Here is a 20676-nt window from a genome sequence, read left to right on the forward strand (position 1 = left end):
ATTACGCTACTTTACCTGATATTTTATTCCTTTTTCTATGCGTAAATACATTTTGCTGGTAGTGATGATATGCAGTGTTTTGCCTGCCATTGCCCAGGTGCCCACTCCCGAAGCATTTCTGGGTTACCCGCTAGGCTCCCGGTTTACACCACAGTACCGGGTAGCAGAATATTTTAAAACAGTGGCGGCCAACGTCAAAAATATGAAGCTGGAACAGTATGGTACTACCTACGAAGGCCGGCAGCTATTTATCGCAGTCATTACCGCCCCTGAAAATTTTGAAAAACTAGACCAGATACGCCAGCAAAGCGTAGATATCTCCAAAGGAAAAACTACTACAGTGGTTACCCAGCCGGTGATCGTATGGTTAAGCTATAATGTGCATGGGAATGAAGCTGTTTCCACGGAGGCTTCCATGAAAACATTATATGAACTGGTAAATAACGCTAACGCACAAACGCAGCAGTGGTTACACAACGTAGTGGTGATCATGGATCCTTGCCTGAACCCTGACGGCCACGATAGATACGTTAATTTCTACAACGCCAACAGGAACCGCAAACCTAATGTAGAACGATATTCCAGGGAACATAATGAACCATGGCCTGGCGGAAGACCCAATCACTATTATTTTGACCTGAACCGCGACTGGGCATGGCAAACGCAACAGGAATCGCAGCAGCGACTGGCTGCCTACAATCAATGGATGCCGCAGCTGCATGTAGATTTTCATGAACAAGAGATTGAAGCACCTTATTATTTTGCACCGGCAGCGGAACCATTCCATGATGTAATCACGCCATGGCAAAGAGAACTACAGGTAATGATCGGAAAAAATAATGCTAAATATTTCGATCAGGAAGGATGGCTATATTTTACCAAAGAACGTTTTGACCTGTTTTATCCTAGTTATGGAGATACCTACCCCATGTACAATGGAGCTATCGGCATGACCTATGAACAGGGTGGTAGCGGCCGCGCAGGCGTGGCCGTATTGAAAAACGATGGCGATACGCTCACGCTGAGCGACAGAATCGCGCATCATTTTACAACAGGGATGTCTACCATTGAAGTAGCGGCAGCACAATCTGCAAGGATACTAAGCGAGTATAAACGCTTTTACCAGGATGCTAAAACAAACCCACAGGGCACTTACAAAGCCTATGTGGTAAAAGCAGCAGGAAATACGGAAAAGCTAAACAGTCTGACAGATCTTTTGAAAAAGAACAATATCGTATTCGGCTATGGCGCCACAGTAGGCGCTGCCAATGGTTTCAATTATTTCAATGGTAAAAATGAGAACTTTACCATCGATAAAGAAGATGTAGTAATCAGCGCATACCAGCCGCATTCCACCTTGCTACGTGTATTGTTTGAGCCAGTTTCTCATCTCACCGATTCTGTTACCTATGATATTACTGCGTGGGCATTACCTTATGCATATGGCCTTCCTTCCTATGCAGTGAAACAAACACTTACACCAGCAAACGATTCGCCCACAGTAAAGAATAATAAGCCGCTGGCAGCACAAAAACCATATGCTTATTTAGCGCAGTGGAATAGTGTGCGTGATGCGAAGTTTTTATCTGCCTTACTACAGCATAATATAAAAGTAAGATTCAGCGAAACCAGCTTTACTGCCACTGGTAAAGATTTCCCTGCAGGCACCCTGATCATTACACGCAATGGCAACGGTAATGCTGCTTTGGATTTTGATAACTACGTCACTTCAGAAGCTAATCATTTCCGAATCGCGCTGGATGCAGTGAGTACAGGATTTGTAGACAAGGGCACCGACTTCGGTTCTGATAAGATCCGCTATATCAAACCGCCACGCGTAATGATGCTGGTAGGCGATAACACCTCCTCGTTGGGAGTAGGTGAAGTATGGCATTTCTTTGAACAGCAACTGGATTATCCTATAACGTTGGTGAATGAACGAAATGTGAATGATGTCAATTGGCAGGATATCGATGTATTGATTTTACCTGATGGATACTATTCGCTGCTGAATGATAAAACAGCTGCAGAATCGCTTCGGAGCTGGGTTAAGAAAGGCGGAAAACTGATCGCATTGGAAAATGCTGCCAGTCAGTTAGCAACACCAGATTGGGGCATTCAGCTAAAGAAAAGTGAAGAAAAAGCAGACTTTTCTGCCGATAAATCCAAAAACTATGAAGAGCTGAAGGCTTATGCTAACCGTGAAAGAGAAAGCGTAAAGCAGTTCATTCCTGGCGCCATTTACCGCGTAGACCTGGATACCACACATCCACTGGCGTTCGGATTTCCTTCCAGGTATTATACCTTGAAGCAGGATAATAAAATCTATGATTTCTTCCAGGGCGACGGCTGGAACGTAGGCGCCCTGAAAAGAGATAATTATCTCAGTGGTTTTGTCGGTACTGAAACACGCAAACAATTAGTAGATGGACTGGTATTTGGTGTAAAGGAAATGGGTAGTGGCAGTATTGTGATTTTAGCAGATAACCCTTTATTCAGAAGCTTCTGGGAGAATGGGAAGTTGTTGTTTTCCAACGCAGTTTTCTTTGTAGGAGAATAAGAAAGATATAACACAGGGTTTGGGGATTTTCGCGCTACGAAGTGGCGCGAAAATCCCCAAACTTTTTTCAACCATGCCGAAGACATGGTTGAAAAAAGTGCTAACAGCAAAACATAAACATCTGCATAAAAAACAAAAGGCGCCAGATAGGCGCCTCAAATATCTTTCTAACAAAAACTTATTTTATAACTTACGCTTGATATTACAGCCCAGCGCAGCTGAAGAAGCAATACTCACTGCTTTTCCCGCCAGCATATCATTCATGGCATTGCGCAACAAATGTGCTTTAACGGCATCAGCATTACCCGGACTATCATCTACTCCTCCTTTATACACCAGTTTACCGGCTTTATCAAAGAGAAAGCATTCAGGGGTGTGATTGGCATCAAAAGCATCTGCCAGTTCTGCATTTTTATCCAGTAGATAATACCAGGAAAACTGGTGTTGCCCAGCATAGTTTTTCATGGCAGCCAGTGATTCACTTTCAGCCCTGTTGGCCTCATTAGAATTAACCATGACTACACCAACATTATTCTTTTGTGCAAAAGCGCAAACTGTTTGCAGGCGTTCTTTATTGCGTAGCATATACGGACATTGGTTGGCTACAAAAATTACCAGTAACCCGTTACTGCTTTTCGCCGCATTTAATGAAATTTCTTTACCCGAAATATCGGTTAGCCGCAGTTCCGCTTTAGGAATCGGCGCCCCCAGATCCAGATTGGCATCACGGCCAGATCGGAATGAGGTAAGAATGACAGTACATAGAGATAAATACAGGGCGGACTTAAACATAAAAAATTATTTTCAGGTCCAACAAAAGGTGTTAAACGGTGACAATTATTAACAGAAAGATAGGTTAAAATCTGCAGATAAATATCCACAGTGCCGGCAATTAGAAAACAATGATTGATTTACAATATGAATCCTGCTTACCGCTATGTAAAAATATATATTTCAAGTTGTCTTTTATCGCAATAACACGAAAGATCCCTTTATTAACTGTGTTGTACCATCTGTAAAAGTCAGCAATGCAAAGTATACATAGCTGTCCATATTCGCCTGACGACCATTTACCATACCATTCCAACCATAGGCTTTATCATTGGCTGGTGTGTTGCTGGCCTCAAATACTTTGTTGCCCATACGGTTAAAAATGTTGAAACTTTTTACCATCACAATATCTCTGGAACCAATCACATAGAAGATGTCATTTTGCCCATCTCCATTAGGCGTAAACGCTGTCGGCATACTGGTTCTTTCAAGAATCGATGACTGGAAAGCCGTTGCAGCAGTGGCTATACAGTAATAAGCATTTTGCACCGCCACCTGATAACTCAAGGATGATTTAATCGTAGCTGTTGGTTGCGGACAAGTGGTGCAAGACAAACCTTCTGCAGGCGTCCAGCTATAGGAGAATGGTGTGCCGCCGGTAACAGTGGTAACCAATGGCACCTGCGCCGGACGTAATACATCGCTAATCGATGGTGTCACCTTTACACTAAATGGAATATAAAGTGTATTAGCTGAATTGTTGTTGTAATCAGTTTCTTTAAAAACTGTTTCCGGAATTCCGGATTCATTTATCTGCACATTATTATTTACAACAGCTACTACTTTTGTGCCATTTTGCGGCTTGGGAAGCAGGTGTGTATACACATAACAGTTGCCTGCCTGACGAGACATGGTGTAAAAAACATTTCCTAAAAGCTTACCAGTTCCGGCATCATAAAATGCAACCGGCAGTTTAGCAAAAACACTGTCATATCCATTGTGCATACAAATTTTAAAACTCACTATTATCCTCGAATCATCAAAGCATTGTGCATCCTGTAATTCAACAATAAAGTCTGGAGGGAAAATATGTATGTTGGCAGTATCTCTCAAGACACATCCATACTGGTTCGTTAACGCAACATGAATAAGATCACTATCTTTCATAGCAGCTAGCGGCGTTGCACAGCTATTGCAAGTCAGTGTATAGGCAGGCGCCTGCGACCATGCAATATTATAAGGAAGATCTAATGTTGTGTTGAAATATAAAGGGAATTGATCTTTCCTGAATACTGTAGTATCAGCAGGCATCAGATTTAGCACCGGAGGTGTGTAATCTGTATTGCCAGTATTATTATCGTAATCTGTTTCTTCTAATCCTGATGCTACAGGATATTTCAATAACCTGTCCGTGCTTATCTTCACGAAAACTTTACCTGTAGCAGCATTGCTGATAAAGTGTTCGTAAGTATTACATGCCGTGGTGCTGAAATTTGTAGTGGTGAAATCATTGCCCAGCTGATGTGCAAGGCCGAGATCAGGATCTGCATCATAAAAGCGAATGACTAATCCTGCTGGCACAGTTCCCTGAATGAAATTATTACAGATTGTGAAACGTACGTGCAGCCTATTGTTGCTGGCACATGTCAGTTGATCTATTTTAGCAGTATAATCATCCGCGACGGGAATATGAATAGTTGCAGTAGCGGTATCATAGCAACCTTGGTTACTGAAAGCAATTACTTGTCGGATGGTTACAGTATCCTGTCTGTATGGCGCCGTAAAAGTAGTCGTGCTGCAGTTATCGCAACTCAGGTTATCCGTTGGTATCCACTTCATGCTGCTGGCAGTACCATGTATTGTATGAGCGGTAAGATCTATGTTGGCCAATGGTTTGACAAATACGTCCGCAGCATCCAGTACTGGTTTAAAGCGAATATTTTTGAAGGTAGCAATGTTATTGGTGTACTTCTGTTCTGTTAATCCGGTATTGGGCAACACTAAAGGACTGGTACTGCCATTATCTGCTGCCACCACCACGATGCTATCTAATCCGGCGATTCCGGCATTGACAGTGGTTGTATAAAGCGGGGTACTGCATTTGCCTGTAAGATCACCTGGCATTAAGTATAAGCTGCCCAGTTGTATGGCTCCGGGATCAGTAGGTTTCCTATCATAAAACGCAATAGGCATACCTTTGCTGATGGTTTTGTACCCGAAATTATGCAGGAAAAAAGATACTTTCAGTTGGTCCTGCTGATAGCATTCTACTTTGGTAACATAAACAGCTACGTCCGGTGTCGGATCATCAACTGTTACATGCAAGGTTTTCGTAGTATCCGTGCAATGCCCATCTGTGGCTATCAGCCATACATCATAAATGCCTGGCTCCGGGAAAGTATATGTGAAATCCTGATCGGTAGAAATTATCTGCTCGGGCATCCCGCTGTCGCTACTCATATACCATTTGTACGAAGTTGCATTTCTTGACCTGTTGGTAAATGTTATCTGATCTGTTTCTTCACTGGTTTTGGATGCAATTTTTCTTTTACTTGGGGTAAACCTGGCTACCACGCCGCAACTCACTTCTACCACGTCGGTATATAGTGTGCTACAACCGCCGGAAGTAGCTTTCAACGTTACATAGTAATTACGTTTATCCGTTACATTTAGTACATAATTGGCAGCCGTAGAAACGGGAACATTGTCAACTAGCCACTGCCAGGAAGCGCTGCCCACGCTGGTATTGGTGAAGCTGACATTATCGCCAAGAAGTGGATAATCCTTATCTCTGGTAAATGCCGCTACCACGCCACCAGCACATGGATCATTACATAACGTGCTGTTGATCATTCCGGTCAGGCTGCTGTTTATGAATGCATGCATTCTGTTTGCCTGTCCTTGTGTAAAGCCAAGTATACACCCGGTGCCATTGCCATAGTCCATGAAGTTATCGGGAAGATCTGGTACATCGGTACCAAAACCGGAAAGGGTGTCGGTACTGCAAGAGTTAGGTGGATTGCTACAAGTGTAGCCACCAGTAATAGTTTTATCAGGAGGAGTATCGCAAACCTGGTCGCCATCTATAGTACAGTCGTCATTTTTACAGTCCATGTTACCAAAGGTATGCAGGAGGTTGAGGTAATGTCCCATTTCATGCGCCAGAATTCCCGCTCCCATGGAGGATACAACTACATCGCCACCAGGCCCCGCATAGCCGCCTTTTTTTAATCTTGTCCATTGACCACACTCAAATAATTGCATGAATTCTGACTTGATATCACTCACCAGCCAGATGTTGATATACCTGCTGGCATCCCAGCGGCCAAGCTTAGTAATACGATCTGCTTCCAGGTCATCATCAAAGTCCGTGAGGTATGATTTTACACGCGTTATTCCTGTGGTACTGCTACCATCAGGCGCAGTATGTGCCAGGCAGAATTGTATGCCAGTATTAGTGCGTCCTCCTGTAAATGCGCCAGTTGCACTATATGCTTCATTTAGTTCTTTGATGCCCTGTATGATCATCGCATCTGTGATGCTCTGTGGATTGTCAGAGATGATGTGGACCACAACCGGTAAGGTAACGGGAGGTTGTTGGGCTTTGCTCACTAAGGGAAGGATAAGACATAACAGCAGTATCAGGCAGCGTGCCATACATGCCAGCTTTTCATTCGGAATACGCATAGTTCAGAGTTGGCGAGATTAACCAATAGGACAACTGGCAATGACCTGGTTAGTGGTCAGGATATGGAAATAATAGCAGCTCCCCGGTTAATCTCTCGACAAGATTTTTACAAATGTAGGGCAACACTTGCAGAAAAAATAATATCTGTTTAAATAGATTTAATATAGGGAGATGCTTGCCTTATCTGGCTACTGCCGGATGGGCCTGTTCTGGGCGGTTCAAGCGTTTTTCATCGCTGATGTGATGGATACTGGCATTCAGTTCAAAGCCTACCAGTAGAAAGAAGGAGTTAAAGAATACCCAGAGCATGAGTACCAGGATGGTACCAATGGAGCCATAGATTTTGTTATAGTTGCTAAAATTATTCACGAAGTAGGAGAAGCCCACGGTTACCAGGATCATGCCTACAGTGGCTACTGTGGCGCCGGCAGTAAAAAATCTCCAGCGCTTCAGCGTTGCTGGTCCAAAACGGTATAATACCGCATTTACAGAATAGAACAACATGATGATGATCAGCCACCTGGCATATTCCGCGAGGCCACGAATAAATGTATTATGGATACCCAGCCAGTTGAAGGTGCTGCGTAAAATAGAGCCCTGAATAATAGTGAGAACTACCGTCAACAGCAGGATAAATACTACGATACCTGTGAGCTGTAAGGCGATAAGCCTGGTCTGCCACCATTTACGTTTACGGAAGCCGCTACGCTCCATTTTATTGAAGGAGCGCAAAATACCCATTACTCCATTAGAAGAATAGAAGAAACCCATCAGGAAGGCTACAGACAACAATCCATTACGTTGCGTATGGAGGAAGTCGTGGATCATTTCTCTGACGATCATGTAGGTATTATAATTGGGCGTAAGGTCCTGTGCAAGATCATACAGCGTAGGCTCTATGTTCTTCATAGGTATGTAGGGCACCAATGTGAAAAGGAAGATAAAGAAAGGTGGTACGGCCAGCAGGAAGTTAAAAGAGATGGCCCTGGCTCTGTCGCCGAGGCCTCTGTTTTTAACTTCCTGGCCGAAATATTTTAGTACATCATACAATGGCATGCCTTCAAAGCCGGGTAGAATAAGCGTTTTTGTGCGGTTAACCAGCTTTTTGTAAGGGGAAGATCTGAAGATGAGGTTTTCAGGTTTAAATGCCAAAATAGTATTGTTGTATGATGAATGAATCGATTAATATCCTCTTTTATTGAGTTCTGCCTGATATTTTCGCGCGTTTTCCAGATGTTCTGCATAAGTGGCTGCAAAAGCATGGTAACCCGAAAAATCGGCTCTGGCGCAAAAATAAAGATAATCTGTATCTGGTGTGTTCAATACCGCATTAATAGATTTTTCGGATGGCGTACAGATAGGGCCTGGAGGCAATCCTGAGTAGTGATAGGTATTGTATGGAGAATCAAACAGCGTATGCTTTTCAAGTATACGTTTCAAGCCAAAGTCCTGTAATGCGAATTTGACAGTAGGATCGGCCTGAAGGCGCATGCCTTTGCGAAGTCTGTTGATATATACACTGGAAATGAGAGGTTTCTCATCGTTCTTGTTAGTCTCTTCTTCTACAATAGAGGCTACAATTGTGATTTGTACAGGTGTGAGGCCTAGTTTTTCTGCTTTGGCTTTTCTTTCATCTGTCCAAAATTCTTCTCTTTCTTTTTCCAGTTTTTTGAAAACGGTTTCCGCATTGGTATTCCAGTAAAACTCGTAGGAGTTGGGTACTACGGCACACATCACGGTGTTGGTGTCGAGGCCAAACTGGCGGAGATAGACCTGGTCGCGGAGGATAGCGCGTAATGCATTGGAGTCGGCTTCGAGGTTGTTGGAGATTTTCCTTACGAAATCGTCTTTGGTACGCAGCTTATTAATCACCAGCGTTACAGGTGCCTGTTTACCGGAGCGCAGCAGTTTTACGATTTCAAAATTGCTCATACCTCTGGCGATCTTATACCTACCGGCTTTTACGCGGGAAGGATATCCCAGCTCTTTTGCCAGCCAGTTAAAGCTGCTGGTATTGCGGACGATACCCTGGTCTTGCAGGCCTTGCAGCACATCTTTATAGGTGCTGCCGGTACGAACATAAAAATACTTGTTGTCGCCAAACGCTTTTGTATTAGGGCCAAAGACGCGGTAGCTGACATAGACGAGAATGCCGGCGATAAGGCAGCCTGCAATTAACAGGATTCGCCTGGTAAGGCCGGAGGTTTTTCCAGATTGCTTCTTTTTTGCCATAGATAGTAGTGGTAACAAAAAACCTCGCTTTTAACGGCGAGGTTTACTGTTATATTACTTATAAATAATATTATTTAGAAGGAGTGGTAGGCGCAGGCGCAGGAGTACCCTGTGGAGCCTGAGCAGGCGCAGGAGCCTGTTGAACAGGTGCTGGCTGGTTACCCATGGATTTTTCTAACGCACTTTTTTCCATTCTTGCAGCGGTAGAAGTTTTACCAATAAAGAGCGGAGAAGTCAGGCAGAGTACTGCGATGATTGCCGCCAGGACCCAGGTACCTTTTTCGAGCACATCCGTAGTCTGACGTACGCCAATCACCTGATTACCAATACCTCCAAAAGAACCGGATAAACCACCACCTTTAGGGTTCTGGATCAGAACGAAGAGACCTAATAACACACAGGCCAGGATGATAAGGATACCAAAAACTATCAGCATAGAAACTACTATTTATTTTTGTCAGTTAGTGACTTTAATTCTTTTATCTTTTGCGCAAAATAAGCGTTTTTGTCGGGATTAAGCAAACTTAATTTTTTATATATCTGAATGGCATTCTGATACTGCTGCTGCCTTACCCATATTTCGGCCAATGTTTCAGAAACAATATCATTGTTGATAATGATGGAATTCATCGCCATCTTCTCCACTGTGGCGGAGATTTCTGGTTCATCTTCTTCATCATAGATCTTATGTAACTGCTGGTGGTACCAGTCTTTACTGTTTTTACCAGTAAAATTGTCTTTAATAAGACGTAACCAGGAAGTAAAGCTTTTCATTTCTGCTTCTCCCTGAATACTCAACTCATCTGCTTCTCCAGGATCTTTCAGGCGCTTATATGCGAAATAATCATCTGTAAATAATGGCTGAAATACGAGTTCTGTTGCTTCTTCTGTAGGTAATTCCAAAGGAAAAATTCTAATCGGCTCGGTTTCCCCCGATGTATGCGCTAAACCTTCGACTGCCGTTTCTGCCTCAGGCGCATTCACCGGAGTGTCGGATATTTCCGTCACTGCTGCTGGCACTGTATGTTGTTCTGTTGTAACCACGTTTTCTTCTGAATAAGTGGCTTCCATGTCTGCTGTTGCTGCAGTTTCGGTAGCTGCGCTATTTTCGATAGTCAGCTGCTCTTCTTCGGATGGCGCATTAGTGGCGGCAGCGTCCATAATTGTTGCTACTGGTGCTGCCTGTACCTCGCTGCCTATGTAATCCGGCAATGGAGAGGCGACTGCTTCTTCCGCTGCTATATTGGCTTGTATTAAATCTACCTGCTGTATACCTGTGGTATTAGCACCAGGCATTACTACATGCACTTTCGGATAATGTGCTTCGGTGATTTCCGCTGCTGGTGCAGCAGGCGTAAGACTCACATTCAATTCATCTGCCAGCGGTTCTGATGGAGCCGCAGTAGGAACTTCTGGTGGTAATGCCACTGATTCGCTCAGCGCAACAACAGGATCTTCATCAGGAACATTAGCAACAGCTGTTTCCACAGGCGTTTCCTGCGCAGGTGCAGCAACAGGAACACGCATATCATAGTCTGGCAAAATGGCCGGTATCCGCTCTTCTATCTCTGTTAATACCGGCGATGCAGTAATAAAATGATAGTAATGGTGAGCAGGTTGACTATAAAGACTTCCCGTTTTCACGGCCTGACTTCCAAGGTTGCTGTAGCGACTATAATCTTTCTTTGCCAGCAAAACCCTGGCAGTGGAAAAATATGGATGTTCCGTTACCAGCTTCTGTAAGGCTGCTTCCTCTACCTGGTGTAAGTCAGGTACATGAAAGATTTGTTCGATGATCCTGTTTGGCGTCATAAGCTGCTAATATAATAAAATTCCGAAATGTATAAATTTATATACGGAAATCTCTATTACCAGTTGGCGAAGGCGCGATTGAATATATCGTCAGTAATGTTTGGAATGATATCGTTATCTAACAGTCCATTTTCCACGCTGCTGGCGAGTGCAGAAGCAGGGAAGTCGGCGCTGCGGGTAAACGATTGTGTAAATCCTTTCTTATCGTTGATACGTTTAATAAATTGTACGTTCACGGTTACGGTAAGCCTTGAACGGGATGATTTATCAACATCGGTAACAGCGGCATTGGAAAATACATAGCTGGTGATTTGTGCCCTGAATTCATAATCCGCGCGTGGTTCGGTTTCGCTTACTTGCACCAGTTTCGTCTGTGACTGAATTTTGTCACGCAGTTTTTGTGTCAGTCGCTGACCCAGCGTTGGGTTATTGAGTGGCGCCCTGTTTTCAAAGAAGCGCACATTTACTGTTTTTGCGTCTTTATCGATACTTGCACCAGACGAAGTATACGATACACTGCAACCGTTAAATATAGTAGCAATGGCAACAACGAATAATAATGGAAATAGTTTCCTCATGAAATAATTAGTTATTGGCTATTGAATATCTGCCTATTCTGCGATATTATATTCTTTCAGTTTCCTGTATAGGGTCCTTTCGGAAATACCCAGGTCTAAAGCGGCATCTTTACGTTTGCCTTTATGTTTTTTCAAGGCTTTTACGATCAGCTCTTTTTCTTTATCGGCAATAGAAAGTGTTTCTTCCACTTCTTCGTGATGATCTATCTTATTGTCCTGTATAATGATGGGCTGTGGATTATTGATAACCGGCGCTTGTGGCGTAATATCCGTCGTGGCAGGGTAGCTATGCAACACATGATTATCTGCAGGATGGTAGTCGTGGTTATGCGCCACATTTGGATTTTGCAGAATATCAAAAAACATTTTCTTCACCTCTGTCACATCTTTTTTCATATCAAAAAAGAGTTTATAGAGGATATCCCTTTCACTGGCGAAATCGCCTCCAGACTGTTGCTGTTGCGGTGTTGCCAGCATTGGGAGTCTGTTGATTTCCGGTTGTTCCGGGAGGAAGCGTTTCAGGTCATTTGCTGTTACCAGTTTATCGGTAGATAATACAGATATCTGTTCAGCAATATTTTTGAGTTCTCTTACATTACCTCTCCATGGGTAATTGACAAGAATATTACGTGCTTCATCTTCCAGTTGGATGGAAGGTGTTTTATATTTCTCGGAGAAGTCCACAGAAAATTTGCGGAACAACAGTGGGATATCTTCTTTTCTGTCGCGCAGTGCCGGTACCCGGATAGGTACGGTGTTGAGCCTGTAGTAAAGGTCTTCTCTGAATTTTCCTTGTTGGGTGCGTTCGAGCAGGTCTCTGTTGGTGGCTGCAATTACGCGTACATCGGTTTTCTGCACTTTGGAAGAACCTACGCGGATATATTCGCCGGTTTCTAAAACACGCAGGAGGCGGGCCTGTGTTCCCAGTGGCATTTCGCCGATTTCGTCCAGAAATATGGTACCACCGTTTACGGTTTCAAAGTAACCTTTACGGTTATCTACGGCGCCGGTAAAAGATCCTTTTTCATGGCCGAAAAGCTCTGAATCGATGGTCCCTTCCGGGATTGCACCACAGTTTACCGCAATGAACGGATTATGTTTACGTGCACTTAATGCATGGATGATCTGAGAAAATACTTCCTTACCAACGCCGCTTTCTCCATTGATCAACACGGTGAGATCAGTGTTGGCCACTTGTACTGCCACCTGGAGCGCGTAGTTCAGCGCAGGGCTGTTACCTATAATGCCGAATCTGTTTTTTATCGCCTGTATATCCATATCTGATTAAGCCTCTTTTGGATTGTTTAAAATACGCCCGGACGTAATAAAATCAGTGCTTACACTGCCACACCTCTCAGGGTGCCGCTGGTGCAGCTTTCTATTTTTACCATAACGTAATCACCTTTCTTAAAGTTTTCTTTAGGAAAGACGATTACTTTGTTCTGGTCATTACGGCCATAGAGCTCTTCGTCTGAGCGTTTGGAAGTACCCTCTACCAGTACCCTATAGGTACGGCCAAGGTCGCGTTGCATACTTTCAAGGGAATGCCTGCGGAATAATCCTACTACCTCCGCCAGTCTTCTTTTCTTTACTTCTTCCGGAATATCGTCCTGATAGCGGCGCGCAGCCAGTGTTCCCGGACGCTCGGAATAGAAGTACATATAAGCCAGGTCATAACGGACAAATTCCATCATGTCCATCGTTTCTTTATGTTCTTCCTCTGTTTCTGTACAGAAGCCAGTGATAATATCAGTAGAAATGCCACAATCAGGCAGTATTTCACGGATTCGTTCTACCTTCTTCATATACCATTCACGGGTATACGTACGGTTCATCAGCTGTAAGATACGTGTGCTGCCGCTTTGTACCGGCAGATGTATGTAATTGCAGACGTTCTCATATTTTGCGATTGTATGCAATACCTCGTCTGTAATGTCTTTAGGGTGAGATGTGCTGAAACGCACGCGCAGCAAAGGATCTATCTGTGCTACTCTCTCCAGCAACTGAGCAAAAGTCACGGTTTCTTCGCCGGAATCGTTGGTCCAGTAGTAGGAGTCAACGTTCTGTCCCAGCAGTGTTACCTCACGGTAGCCGTTGTCGAACAGCTCACGCGCTTCACGCACGATGCTGTATGCATCACGGCTTCTCTCACGGCCACGGGTAAACGGAACTACACAGAAGGTACACATATTATTACAGCCACGCATGATAGACACAAAGGAGGTCACTCCATTGTTATCAAGTCTGACAGGACTGATATCACCATAAGTTTCTTCGCGGCTCAACAATACATTCACTGACTTCTGTCCGCCTTCCGCTTCCGCAATGAGGGCCGGCAAACTGCGATATGCATCTGGCCCAATCACCAGGTCTACCAGGTGTTCTTCTTCCAGCAGTTTAGCTTTCAGACGTTCAGCCATACAGCCTAACACCCCTATCAGCATGCCGGGATTCTTTTTCTTGTGAAAACGATATTCTTTAAGTCGGTTACGAACAGTCTGTTCCGCTTTTTCACGGATAGAACAGGTGTTTACCAGGATAAGGTCGGCCTCTTCCATATTACGGGTGGGACCATAACCTTCTTCATTGAGTATGGACGCTACAATCTCGCTGTCATTGAAATTCATCGCACAGCCATAGCTTTCTATATAAAATTTTTTATTATATGTATTAGGTTGGTTGGCAACAGGGGAGAATGCTTCTCCCTGGCGAGCTTCGTCGTGTTCTTTTGTGATCTGATCCAGCATTCCTTTTCTCAAATTTAAGACGGCAAACATAAGGAATAAAACGCGAAAAATGACATATTGTCATTAGATTACTATTGAGTTAATGATGGAATAAGACGATTGATTTTCTTAAAAATATTGGCAATAAAAAGAGACTGGCTTTTGCAAACCAGTCTCTAAAAAAAATCTTTAGAAGATCATCTTACGCGGTAATCCCTACACGGGAAGCTAACCAGCTGTTTTTCAGTGGAATAAGCCACTTACTATCGAGGTCGGCTTTGGTGAGCACCGTATTGTTCAGGTAAAGCGTGTTCTCATCAATATATCCTTTTTCAAGGGCATAAGGTATCTGTGCCATTGGCAACAGCTGTACTTTTTCCTTCACCACAAAGCCTAACAGCAAACGGTCAAAGAGATTGACTTCATACTGTCTTTCCAGGCTTTTGATAACACGAACAGAGCTGTCGGTGCTGCATCCGCTAACAGTAACCTCGCTTTCATCGGCAATTATCACGATGACCTGGTCCATGATCACACGGCCCCAGCCCTTCACTGGATCGCCATGAGCGTTCCACTGGCTGGTAAACTGTTCCAGTTGTTCGTTGATCTCCAATACTTCCCTTTCGTTGAATGGTCGGTTACTCTGGTATATCCAAACCCTGGAAGCTGGAGAAAATCCTTCAGGGAAATTAATCTTGTTCATCATACTGCAAAATTAGGCAATTCAACACTATTTCAGGCTTTCTGCGATGATTTCGGCTAGATCCAGCACCTGTACTGTATCTTCCTTGCCAGCTTCCTTCACGCCATCGGTGAGCATAGTCATGCAGAAAGGGCAGTTGGCCGCTACTACGGTGGCGCCGGTATCCACTGCTTCTTGTCCACGCTCAAAGTTGATACGATTGGTGCCTTTTTCTTCTTCTTTAAACATCTGTGCACCGCCAGCACCGCAGCATAGTCCTTTACTGCGACAACGCTTCATCTCGACCAGCTCAGCATCCAGGATTTCCAGCACTTTACGTGGAGCCTCATAAATATCATTGGCTCTTCCCAGGTAGCAGGAATCATGGTAGGTAATCTTTTTACCTTTAAAGCTGCCACCTTCCTTCACCTTGATCTTTCCTTCATCTATGAGTTGCTGCAGATAGGTGGTGTGATGGATTACTTCATAATTGCCACCCAATGCAGGGTATTCATTCTTGATCGTATTAAAGCAATGCGGACAGGTAGTAACGATCTTCTTCACTTCGTACATGTTCAGCACCTGTATATTGCTCTGTGCCATCATCTGGAAGATGAACTCATTCCCGGCCCTGCGTGCAGGGTCGCCGGTGCAGCTTTCTTCCCGGCCTAAAACTGCGAATTTTACGCCTACTTTATCTAGTATGGTAGCAAAAGCTTTGGTAATCTTTTGTGTACGCTGGTCGAAGCTGCTGGCGCAGCCCACCCAGAACAGTACTTCAGGTGTTTCTCCATTGGCGGCATATTCTGCCATTGTCTTTATATGCATCCCTGATAATTTTATTATTAACTATTCATTTCGTTGATCCAGTTTTCACGATCATCCGGACCAAATTTCCATGGTGCCATATTATTCTCAATATTGCTGAACATCCCTGTCCATTCTGCTGGTGCGCTGGATTCTTCCATCACCAGGTGGCGGCGGAGTTGCAGGATAATATCGAGTGGGCTGATACTCACCGGGCATTCCTGCACGCAGGCATTACAAGTGGTGCAGGCTCTCAGTTCTTCTTCTGAGATGTAATCACGCAACAGCGCTTTACCATCGTCCTGGAAAGTGCCACCATTGGCTTTTATATTTTTGCCTACTTCCGTTACACGGTCGCGGGTATCCATCATGATTTTACGTGGAGATAGCAGTTTGCCGGTGATATTAGCCGGACATGCAGCAGAGCAACGGCCACATTCTGTGCAGCTATAGGCATCCAGCAAGTTTTTCCAGGTAAGGTCCTGGACGTCCTTAGCACCAAATTTAGGAATTTCGGCTCCTTCTGCAGGCGCTTCTGTGGCCATTTCCGGCTGTAACATAGACTGTACTTCACGCTGGATGGCAGGCATATTTTCCATTTCGCCCTTAGGTTCCAGGCTGGCATAATAGGCATTGGGAAACGCCAGAATAATATGCAGATGTTTGGAGTAGGGGAGATAGTTCAGGAAAGCGAGAATACCTAATATATGAAGCCACCAGCAGGTGCGTTCTACTGCGATCACAGATGCATCGGACATGCCATTAAATACAGAGGCAAACATCCCTGATACCCAGAAGTGGCCGGTTGCCACATAATGTTCTGAACCGCGAAGTTGCAGGTTTTGGTCTGCGGCATTCATGGTCAGGAAAAGGGTCATCAGTACAATTTCTGTAATCAGGATGTAGTTGGCATCTGAACGTGGCCAACCATCTAAATCTTTACTGATAAAGCGTTTGAGCTTAAGAATGTTTCTACGGATAAGGAAAATGGCGCAGGATACAAATACCAATACTGCCAGTATTTCGAATAATCCGATCAATACAGGATACAGGCTTCCTAATACGGGCACGAATAAACGATGTTTGCCCAGGATACCATCCAGGATAATTTCGAGGATCTCAAGGTTGATGATAACGAAACCGGCATACACGAAGAAGTGAAGCACGGCCACCAGTGGGTTACGGAACATTTTCTTCTGCCCGAAAGCCAGCAATAATACGTTTCTCCAACGCTGATCAGGATGGTCGTTAAGGTCCTCGTCCCGCCCCAGCAGAATATTCTTCCTTATCTGCCGCGCCTGTTGGGAGAACAAATAAACTGCTATCCCAAAAGCAATTACAAATAACAACTCTTGTACAATTTGCATTATTTCAGATTTGACTCTCGAATTTATGTTTTTTTTTGATCGTATAACGCAGATGGGTATTTTCACTATTTTTGACCCATGGAAAGCAGGAACGTAATTCTTACTAAAGACATCATACAGAAGAAGATTGAACGCATCGCCTACGAAATTTATGAGCACAACAGCGATGGCAACGAAATCATTTTAGCGGGTATCTGGGACAGAGGCCTGGTGATCGCCCGTAAGATTGCCGCTATCCTGCAACAGATATCTCCATTAAAACCACATATTATCGAACTGCGTTTGGATAAACAACACCCTGGAACGGTAACTGTTTCAGAACAAGTTGATTTTAATGGTAAAGTGGTCGTTGTAATCGATGATGTGGCCAACTCCGGCCGTACCATGCTGTATGCGTTGAAACCATTGCTCGACTTTCTACCCGCAAAAATCCAGTCTGCTGTGCTGGTAGATAGAAAACACAAGTCATTCCCGCTTTCTGTTGATTTTGTTGGCTTTTCTTTAGCTACCACTTTACAAGATACTGTGATGGTAGATATGGAAGGAGAGGAGATCTTATCTGCTTATCTGCAATAACTCCATCATTTACCTGATCGTCTCAGATATTTATGTTTCAGCTTTGGCGGCTGCGTGGCTGAAACATGCTGCTGTCTAGAAATATAAGGCATGTAATTTCATATAGCCCTTACTGTTAATCTCCAAAGTAGGGGCAGGGAATTTTATCATGTTCAATACCTGAAACAATACTTTTACACCTTTCTTTTTGGTTCGAAGTTTCGTGAAGTCGATATCTGGCGACAGATAAAACTGCCTGTAGCGGCGGATATGCGAGTAGTCATGCAACATTCCCTGGTTATCTGTCCAGAAATTATCCGTACCTCCCAGCATGTCTTCTGCGCCATAACCGATGGCAACATTCAGCCAACGGGGCCAGTTGCTCGTTTTTGCAAAGGAGTGAACGTTGACAGACAGCCAGTAGGTTTGTGCGTTATAATCCTTAAGAATCCTTTCTGGTAGCGAGCCACCAAACAATTGCCGGGCCTTGTCTCTGAGTACGGGGTCGTCGTAGCTTTGCAGGTGAGAGGAAAATTTGATTTGAATACGTTGTTCATTCCACGCCAGTTCCTGGCTAATCAACAGTGCTGAACCAATGGTATTGGCGGCCATGTCTGACCAGGAAAATCCCCATTCACTGCTATAACCATCCAGCACTTCGATGACAGATTGAAATGCAAACCCGCTAAGGCCGCCGATCCAGATCTGCTCTTTGCGCGGCAATCCTGACCATCGCCAGGCTTCCCTGCTGTATTTACCAATAAAATAGGCGCTGAAGATATGTCCCATCTTATCCATCTGGTTCCATTCATGAATATCATTGAAGAAGTGGAAGGAGCTTTTGGGATAACCTTTATACCAGGCGGCATTTAGTGCTACCAGGCTGCTGCCGTACACAACGGCGGTAGCTCCACTTAGCATGGCCACTCTGGCGGGGATGGTGGTATCAGGTAAGGAAAAAAAGGAAGGGTGCTGCTGTGCCTTGCCGGTCTGCAACAGAAATAGGATAGGTAATATGCAAAATCGGCGAATCATAGAAACATAAAGAAAACCGCAGTCCGTTCAGGACTGCGGTTAAGGTTGTATTATTTCAGTTTCATGTCTGAGATAATACCATTTATTTTTTCATCCAGTTCGGCAGTAACTTTATCAAAGTCGGCGGCACTTGCCAGTGGCGCGTTTACGCTGAAATAGAATTTAATTTTAGGTTCGGTACCGGAAGGACGTGCAGAAATTTTGCTGCCATCCGCCAGTAAGAACTGCAGTACGTTTGATTTTGGCAGATCAATCGGTTTGATTTCACCGGTTTTGATATCCTTAATCTGTTGCAGTTGGTAGTCGAACAGGGTTACCACTGGAGAGCCATTGATGGTAGCAGGCGGATTTTCGCGGTAGCCGCGCATCATGTCTGCGATTTCATCGGCGCCTTTCATTCCTTTTTTAGTAATGGAAATCAGGGATTCTTTATAATAACCATATTTTATGTAGATGCTCACCAGCTGGTCGAAGAGGGTTTTGCCCTGGCTACGTGCCACTGCGGCCATTTCGCAGATCATTGCTACAGAGGCTACCGCATCTTTATCACGTACGTTGCGTCCGATCATATAGCCATATGATTCTTCACCACCGCAGATAAAGTGCTCTTGTGGCTCTTTACGGCGGATCAGGTCAGCGATCCATTTGAAACCGGTCAGTACATTATAGCAGGTGATATTGTTTTTTGCAGCGAAAACATCGATCAGATCGGAGGTTACCACTGTTTTACAGATATAATCCTGTGGTTCCTGCAGGCCTCTTTCCTTACGGGCTTCAACGATATAGTTAAAGAGCAGTGCGGCGGTCTGGTTACCATTGAGAAGTATCCATTCGCCATGGTTGTCTTTAACGGCAATGCCTACACGATCTGCATCAGGATCTGTACCCAGGAGGATATCGGCATCGAGCGACTTAGCCATTTTCAGGCCCAGGCTCATGGCTTCAGATTCTTCCGGGTTAGGGTATACAACCGTAGGGAAGTTACCGTTAGGAGTGGCCTGTTCTTCTACGATATGAACGTTGTCAAAGCCGTATCTGTTCAGGATTTCAGGCACCATGGTGATACCGGTACCATGAATAGGTGTGTAAACGATTTTAAGGTCGTGCTGTTGTTTACAGATCTCCGGATTGATGCTGAGGCCTTTCAGTTCCTGGAGGTATGCCTCGTCCACTTCTTTACCGATGATGGTAATATTGGCTTCGCCGCCAGTCCATTTCACCTCGTCTGGGGAGGTGATCTTTTCTACTTCACGGATCACATTTTTATCATGAGGCGGTATCAGCTGGGCGCCATCATTCCAATATGCTTTATAACCGTTGTATTCACGTGGGTTATGGGAGGCTGTACAAACCACGCCGCCCTGGCATTGCAGGTGACGGATGGTGAAAGAGAGTTCTGGTGTAGGTCTCAGGCTTTCAAAAAGATATACTTTGATACCATTGGCAGCAAATACATTGGCAGCAGTTTCAGCAAAGAAACGTGAATTGTTACGGCTGTCGTGAGCAAGGGCTACTTTAATCTCTCCCTCGAAGCTCTCTTTCAGGTAGTTAGCAAAGCCCTGAGTGGCCATCCCAACGGTATATTTATTCATACGGTTGGTACCAACACCCATTACACCGCGTAAACCGCCAGTACCAAATTCCAGGCTACGGTAAAAAGCATCAGTGAGTTCATCGGGGTTTTCCGCCTGCATTTTCTTCAACGTGGCAACAGTTTCAGCGTCATAATTGCCATTCAGCCATTGCGCTACTTTGTTTTGAATATTAATATCCATGGTAGTCTTTTTTAGGAGCCGGTACGGCTCAAATAGTTTGTAAAGTAAAAATAAAAAAACCAATGTGGGAAATTCAAAATCCTGAATT

Annotated in this window: 16 protein-coding genes; 2 read left to right on the forward strand and 14 right to left on the reverse strand. The window is 44.3% G+C overall.

Features of this window, described 5'->3' with window-relative positions:
• The first annotated feature begins 37 nt into the window (after positions 1–37).
• Entirely contained in the window at positions 38–2560 is a 2523-nt protein-coding gene (locus ACE38W_RS06200; RefSeq protein ID WP_375829523.1) for a M14 family metallopeptidase, read from the forward strand.
• Between the two features lie 183 nt (positions 2561–2743).
• Here the strand turns inward: ACE38W_RS06200 and ACE38W_RS06205 are convergent, their stop codons facing one another.
• The 12 genes from ACE38W_RS06205 to ACE38W_RS06260 form a co-directional block, all read right to left on the reverse strand.
• Positions 2744–3352 (reverse strand): redoxin family protein, encoded by a 609-nt coding sequence (locus ACE38W_RS06205; protein ID WP_375829525.1) that lies wholly within the window; start codon positions 3350–3352, stop codon positions 2744–2746.
• A gap of 174 nt (positions 3353–3526) precedes the next feature.
• Positions 3527–7018, reverse strand: a complete 3492-nt coding sequence (locus ACE38W_RS06210) for a M43 family zinc metalloprotease (protein WP_375829526.1) — start codon at positions 7016–7018, stop codon at positions 3527–3529.
• Between the two features lie 181 nt (positions 7019–7199).
• Positions 7200–8171 carry a YihY/virulence factor BrkB family protein gene (locus ACE38W_RS06215; protein WP_375829527.1) on the reverse strand — a complete coding sequence of 324 codons (972 nt, stop codon included), beginning with the start codon at positions 8169–8171 and terminating at the stop codon, positions 7200–7202.
• Between the two features lie 30 nt (positions 8172–8201).
• The gene (gene mltG / locus ACE38W_RS06220; RefSeq protein WP_375829529.1) at positions 8202–9251 is read right to left on the reverse strand and encodes an endolytic transglycosylase MltG; all 1050 of its coding nucleotides are present in this window, start codon (positions 9249–9251) and stop codon (positions 8202–8204) included.
• A 70-nt stretch (positions 9252–9321) separates the two neighbouring features.
• Positions 9322–9687: a preprotein translocase subunit SecG gene (gene secG, locus ACE38W_RS06225; protein ID WP_375829530.1), complete on the reverse strand. Its 366-nt coding sequence runs from the start codon at positions 9685–9687 to the stop codon at positions 9322–9324.
• An 8-nt stretch (positions 9688–9695) separates the two neighbouring features.
• A complete protein-coding gene (locus tag ACE38W_RS06230) occupies positions 9696–11063 on the reverse strand; it encodes a hypothetical protein (RefSeq protein WP_375829531.1) in 1368 nt (455 codons plus the stop codon).
• Positions 11064–11119: 56 nt separating this feature from the next.
• The gene (locus tag ACE38W_RS06235; RefSeq protein ID WP_375829532.1) at positions 11120–11641 is read right to left on the reverse strand and encodes an LptE family protein; all 522 of its coding nucleotides are present in this window, start codon (positions 11639–11641) and stop codon (positions 11120–11122) included.
• 33 nt (positions 11642–11674) lie between these two features.
• On the reverse strand, positions 11675–12919 hold the full coding sequence (locus ACE38W_RS06240; RefSeq protein ID WP_375829533.1) for a sigma-54 interaction domain-containing protein: 1245 nt from the start codon (positions 12917–12919) through the stop codon (positions 11675–11677).
• A 59-nt stretch (positions 12920–12978) separates the two neighbouring features.
• Positions 12979–14388 carry a tRNA (N6-isopentenyl adenosine(37)-C2)-methylthiotransferase MiaB gene (miaB, locus tag ACE38W_RS06245; protein ID WP_375829534.1) on the reverse strand — a complete coding sequence of 470 codons (1410 nt, stop codon included), beginning with the start codon at positions 14386–14388 and terminating at the stop codon, positions 12979–12981.
• Positions 14389–14569: 181 nt separating this feature from the next.
• The gene (locus ACE38W_RS06250) at positions 14570–15073 is read right to left on the reverse strand and encodes a hypothetical protein (protein ID WP_375829536.1); all 504 of its coding nucleotides are present in this window, start codon (positions 15071–15073) and stop codon (positions 14570–14572) included.
• Between the two features lie 24 nt (positions 15074–15097).
• The gene (locus ACE38W_RS06255) at positions 15098–15877 is read right to left on the reverse strand and encodes a (Fe-S)-binding protein (RefSeq protein WP_375829538.1); all 780 of its coding nucleotides are present in this window, start codon (positions 15875–15877) and stop codon (positions 15098–15100) included.
• Between the two features lie 17 nt (positions 15878–15894).
• Entirely contained in the window at positions 15895–17223 is a 1329-nt protein-coding gene (locus tag ACE38W_RS06260; RefSeq protein WP_375829539.1) for a 4Fe-4S dicluster domain-containing protein, read from the reverse strand.
• Between the two features lie 78 nt (positions 17224–17301).
• Between ACE38W_RS06260 and ACE38W_RS06265 the strand changes: the two genes are divergently transcribed.
• Positions 17302–17799, forward strand: coding sequence for a phosphoribosyltransferase family protein (locus ACE38W_RS06265; protein ID WP_375829541.1), 498 nt, complete (start codon positions 17302–17304; stop codon positions 17797–17799).
• A gap of 75 nt (positions 17800–17874) precedes the next feature.
• Here ACE38W_RS06265 and ACE38W_RS06270 read toward each other — a convergent pair whose 3' ends face one another.
• Entirely contained in the window at positions 17875–18774 is a 900-nt protein-coding gene (locus ACE38W_RS06270; RefSeq protein ID WP_375829542.1) for a DUF2279 domain-containing protein, read from the reverse strand.
• A gap of 89 nt (positions 18775–18863) precedes the next feature.
• A complete protein-coding gene (locus ACE38W_RS06275; protein WP_375829544.1) occupies positions 18864–20588 on the reverse strand; it encodes a phospho-sugar mutase in 1725 nt (574 codons plus the stop codon).
• Positions 20589–20676: the final 88 nt, after the last annotated feature.

Source organism: Chitinophaga sp. Hz27 (assembly GCF_042263525.1).
Lineage (GTDB): Bacteria > Bacteroidota > Bacteroidia > Chitinophagales > Chitinophagaceae > Chitinophaga.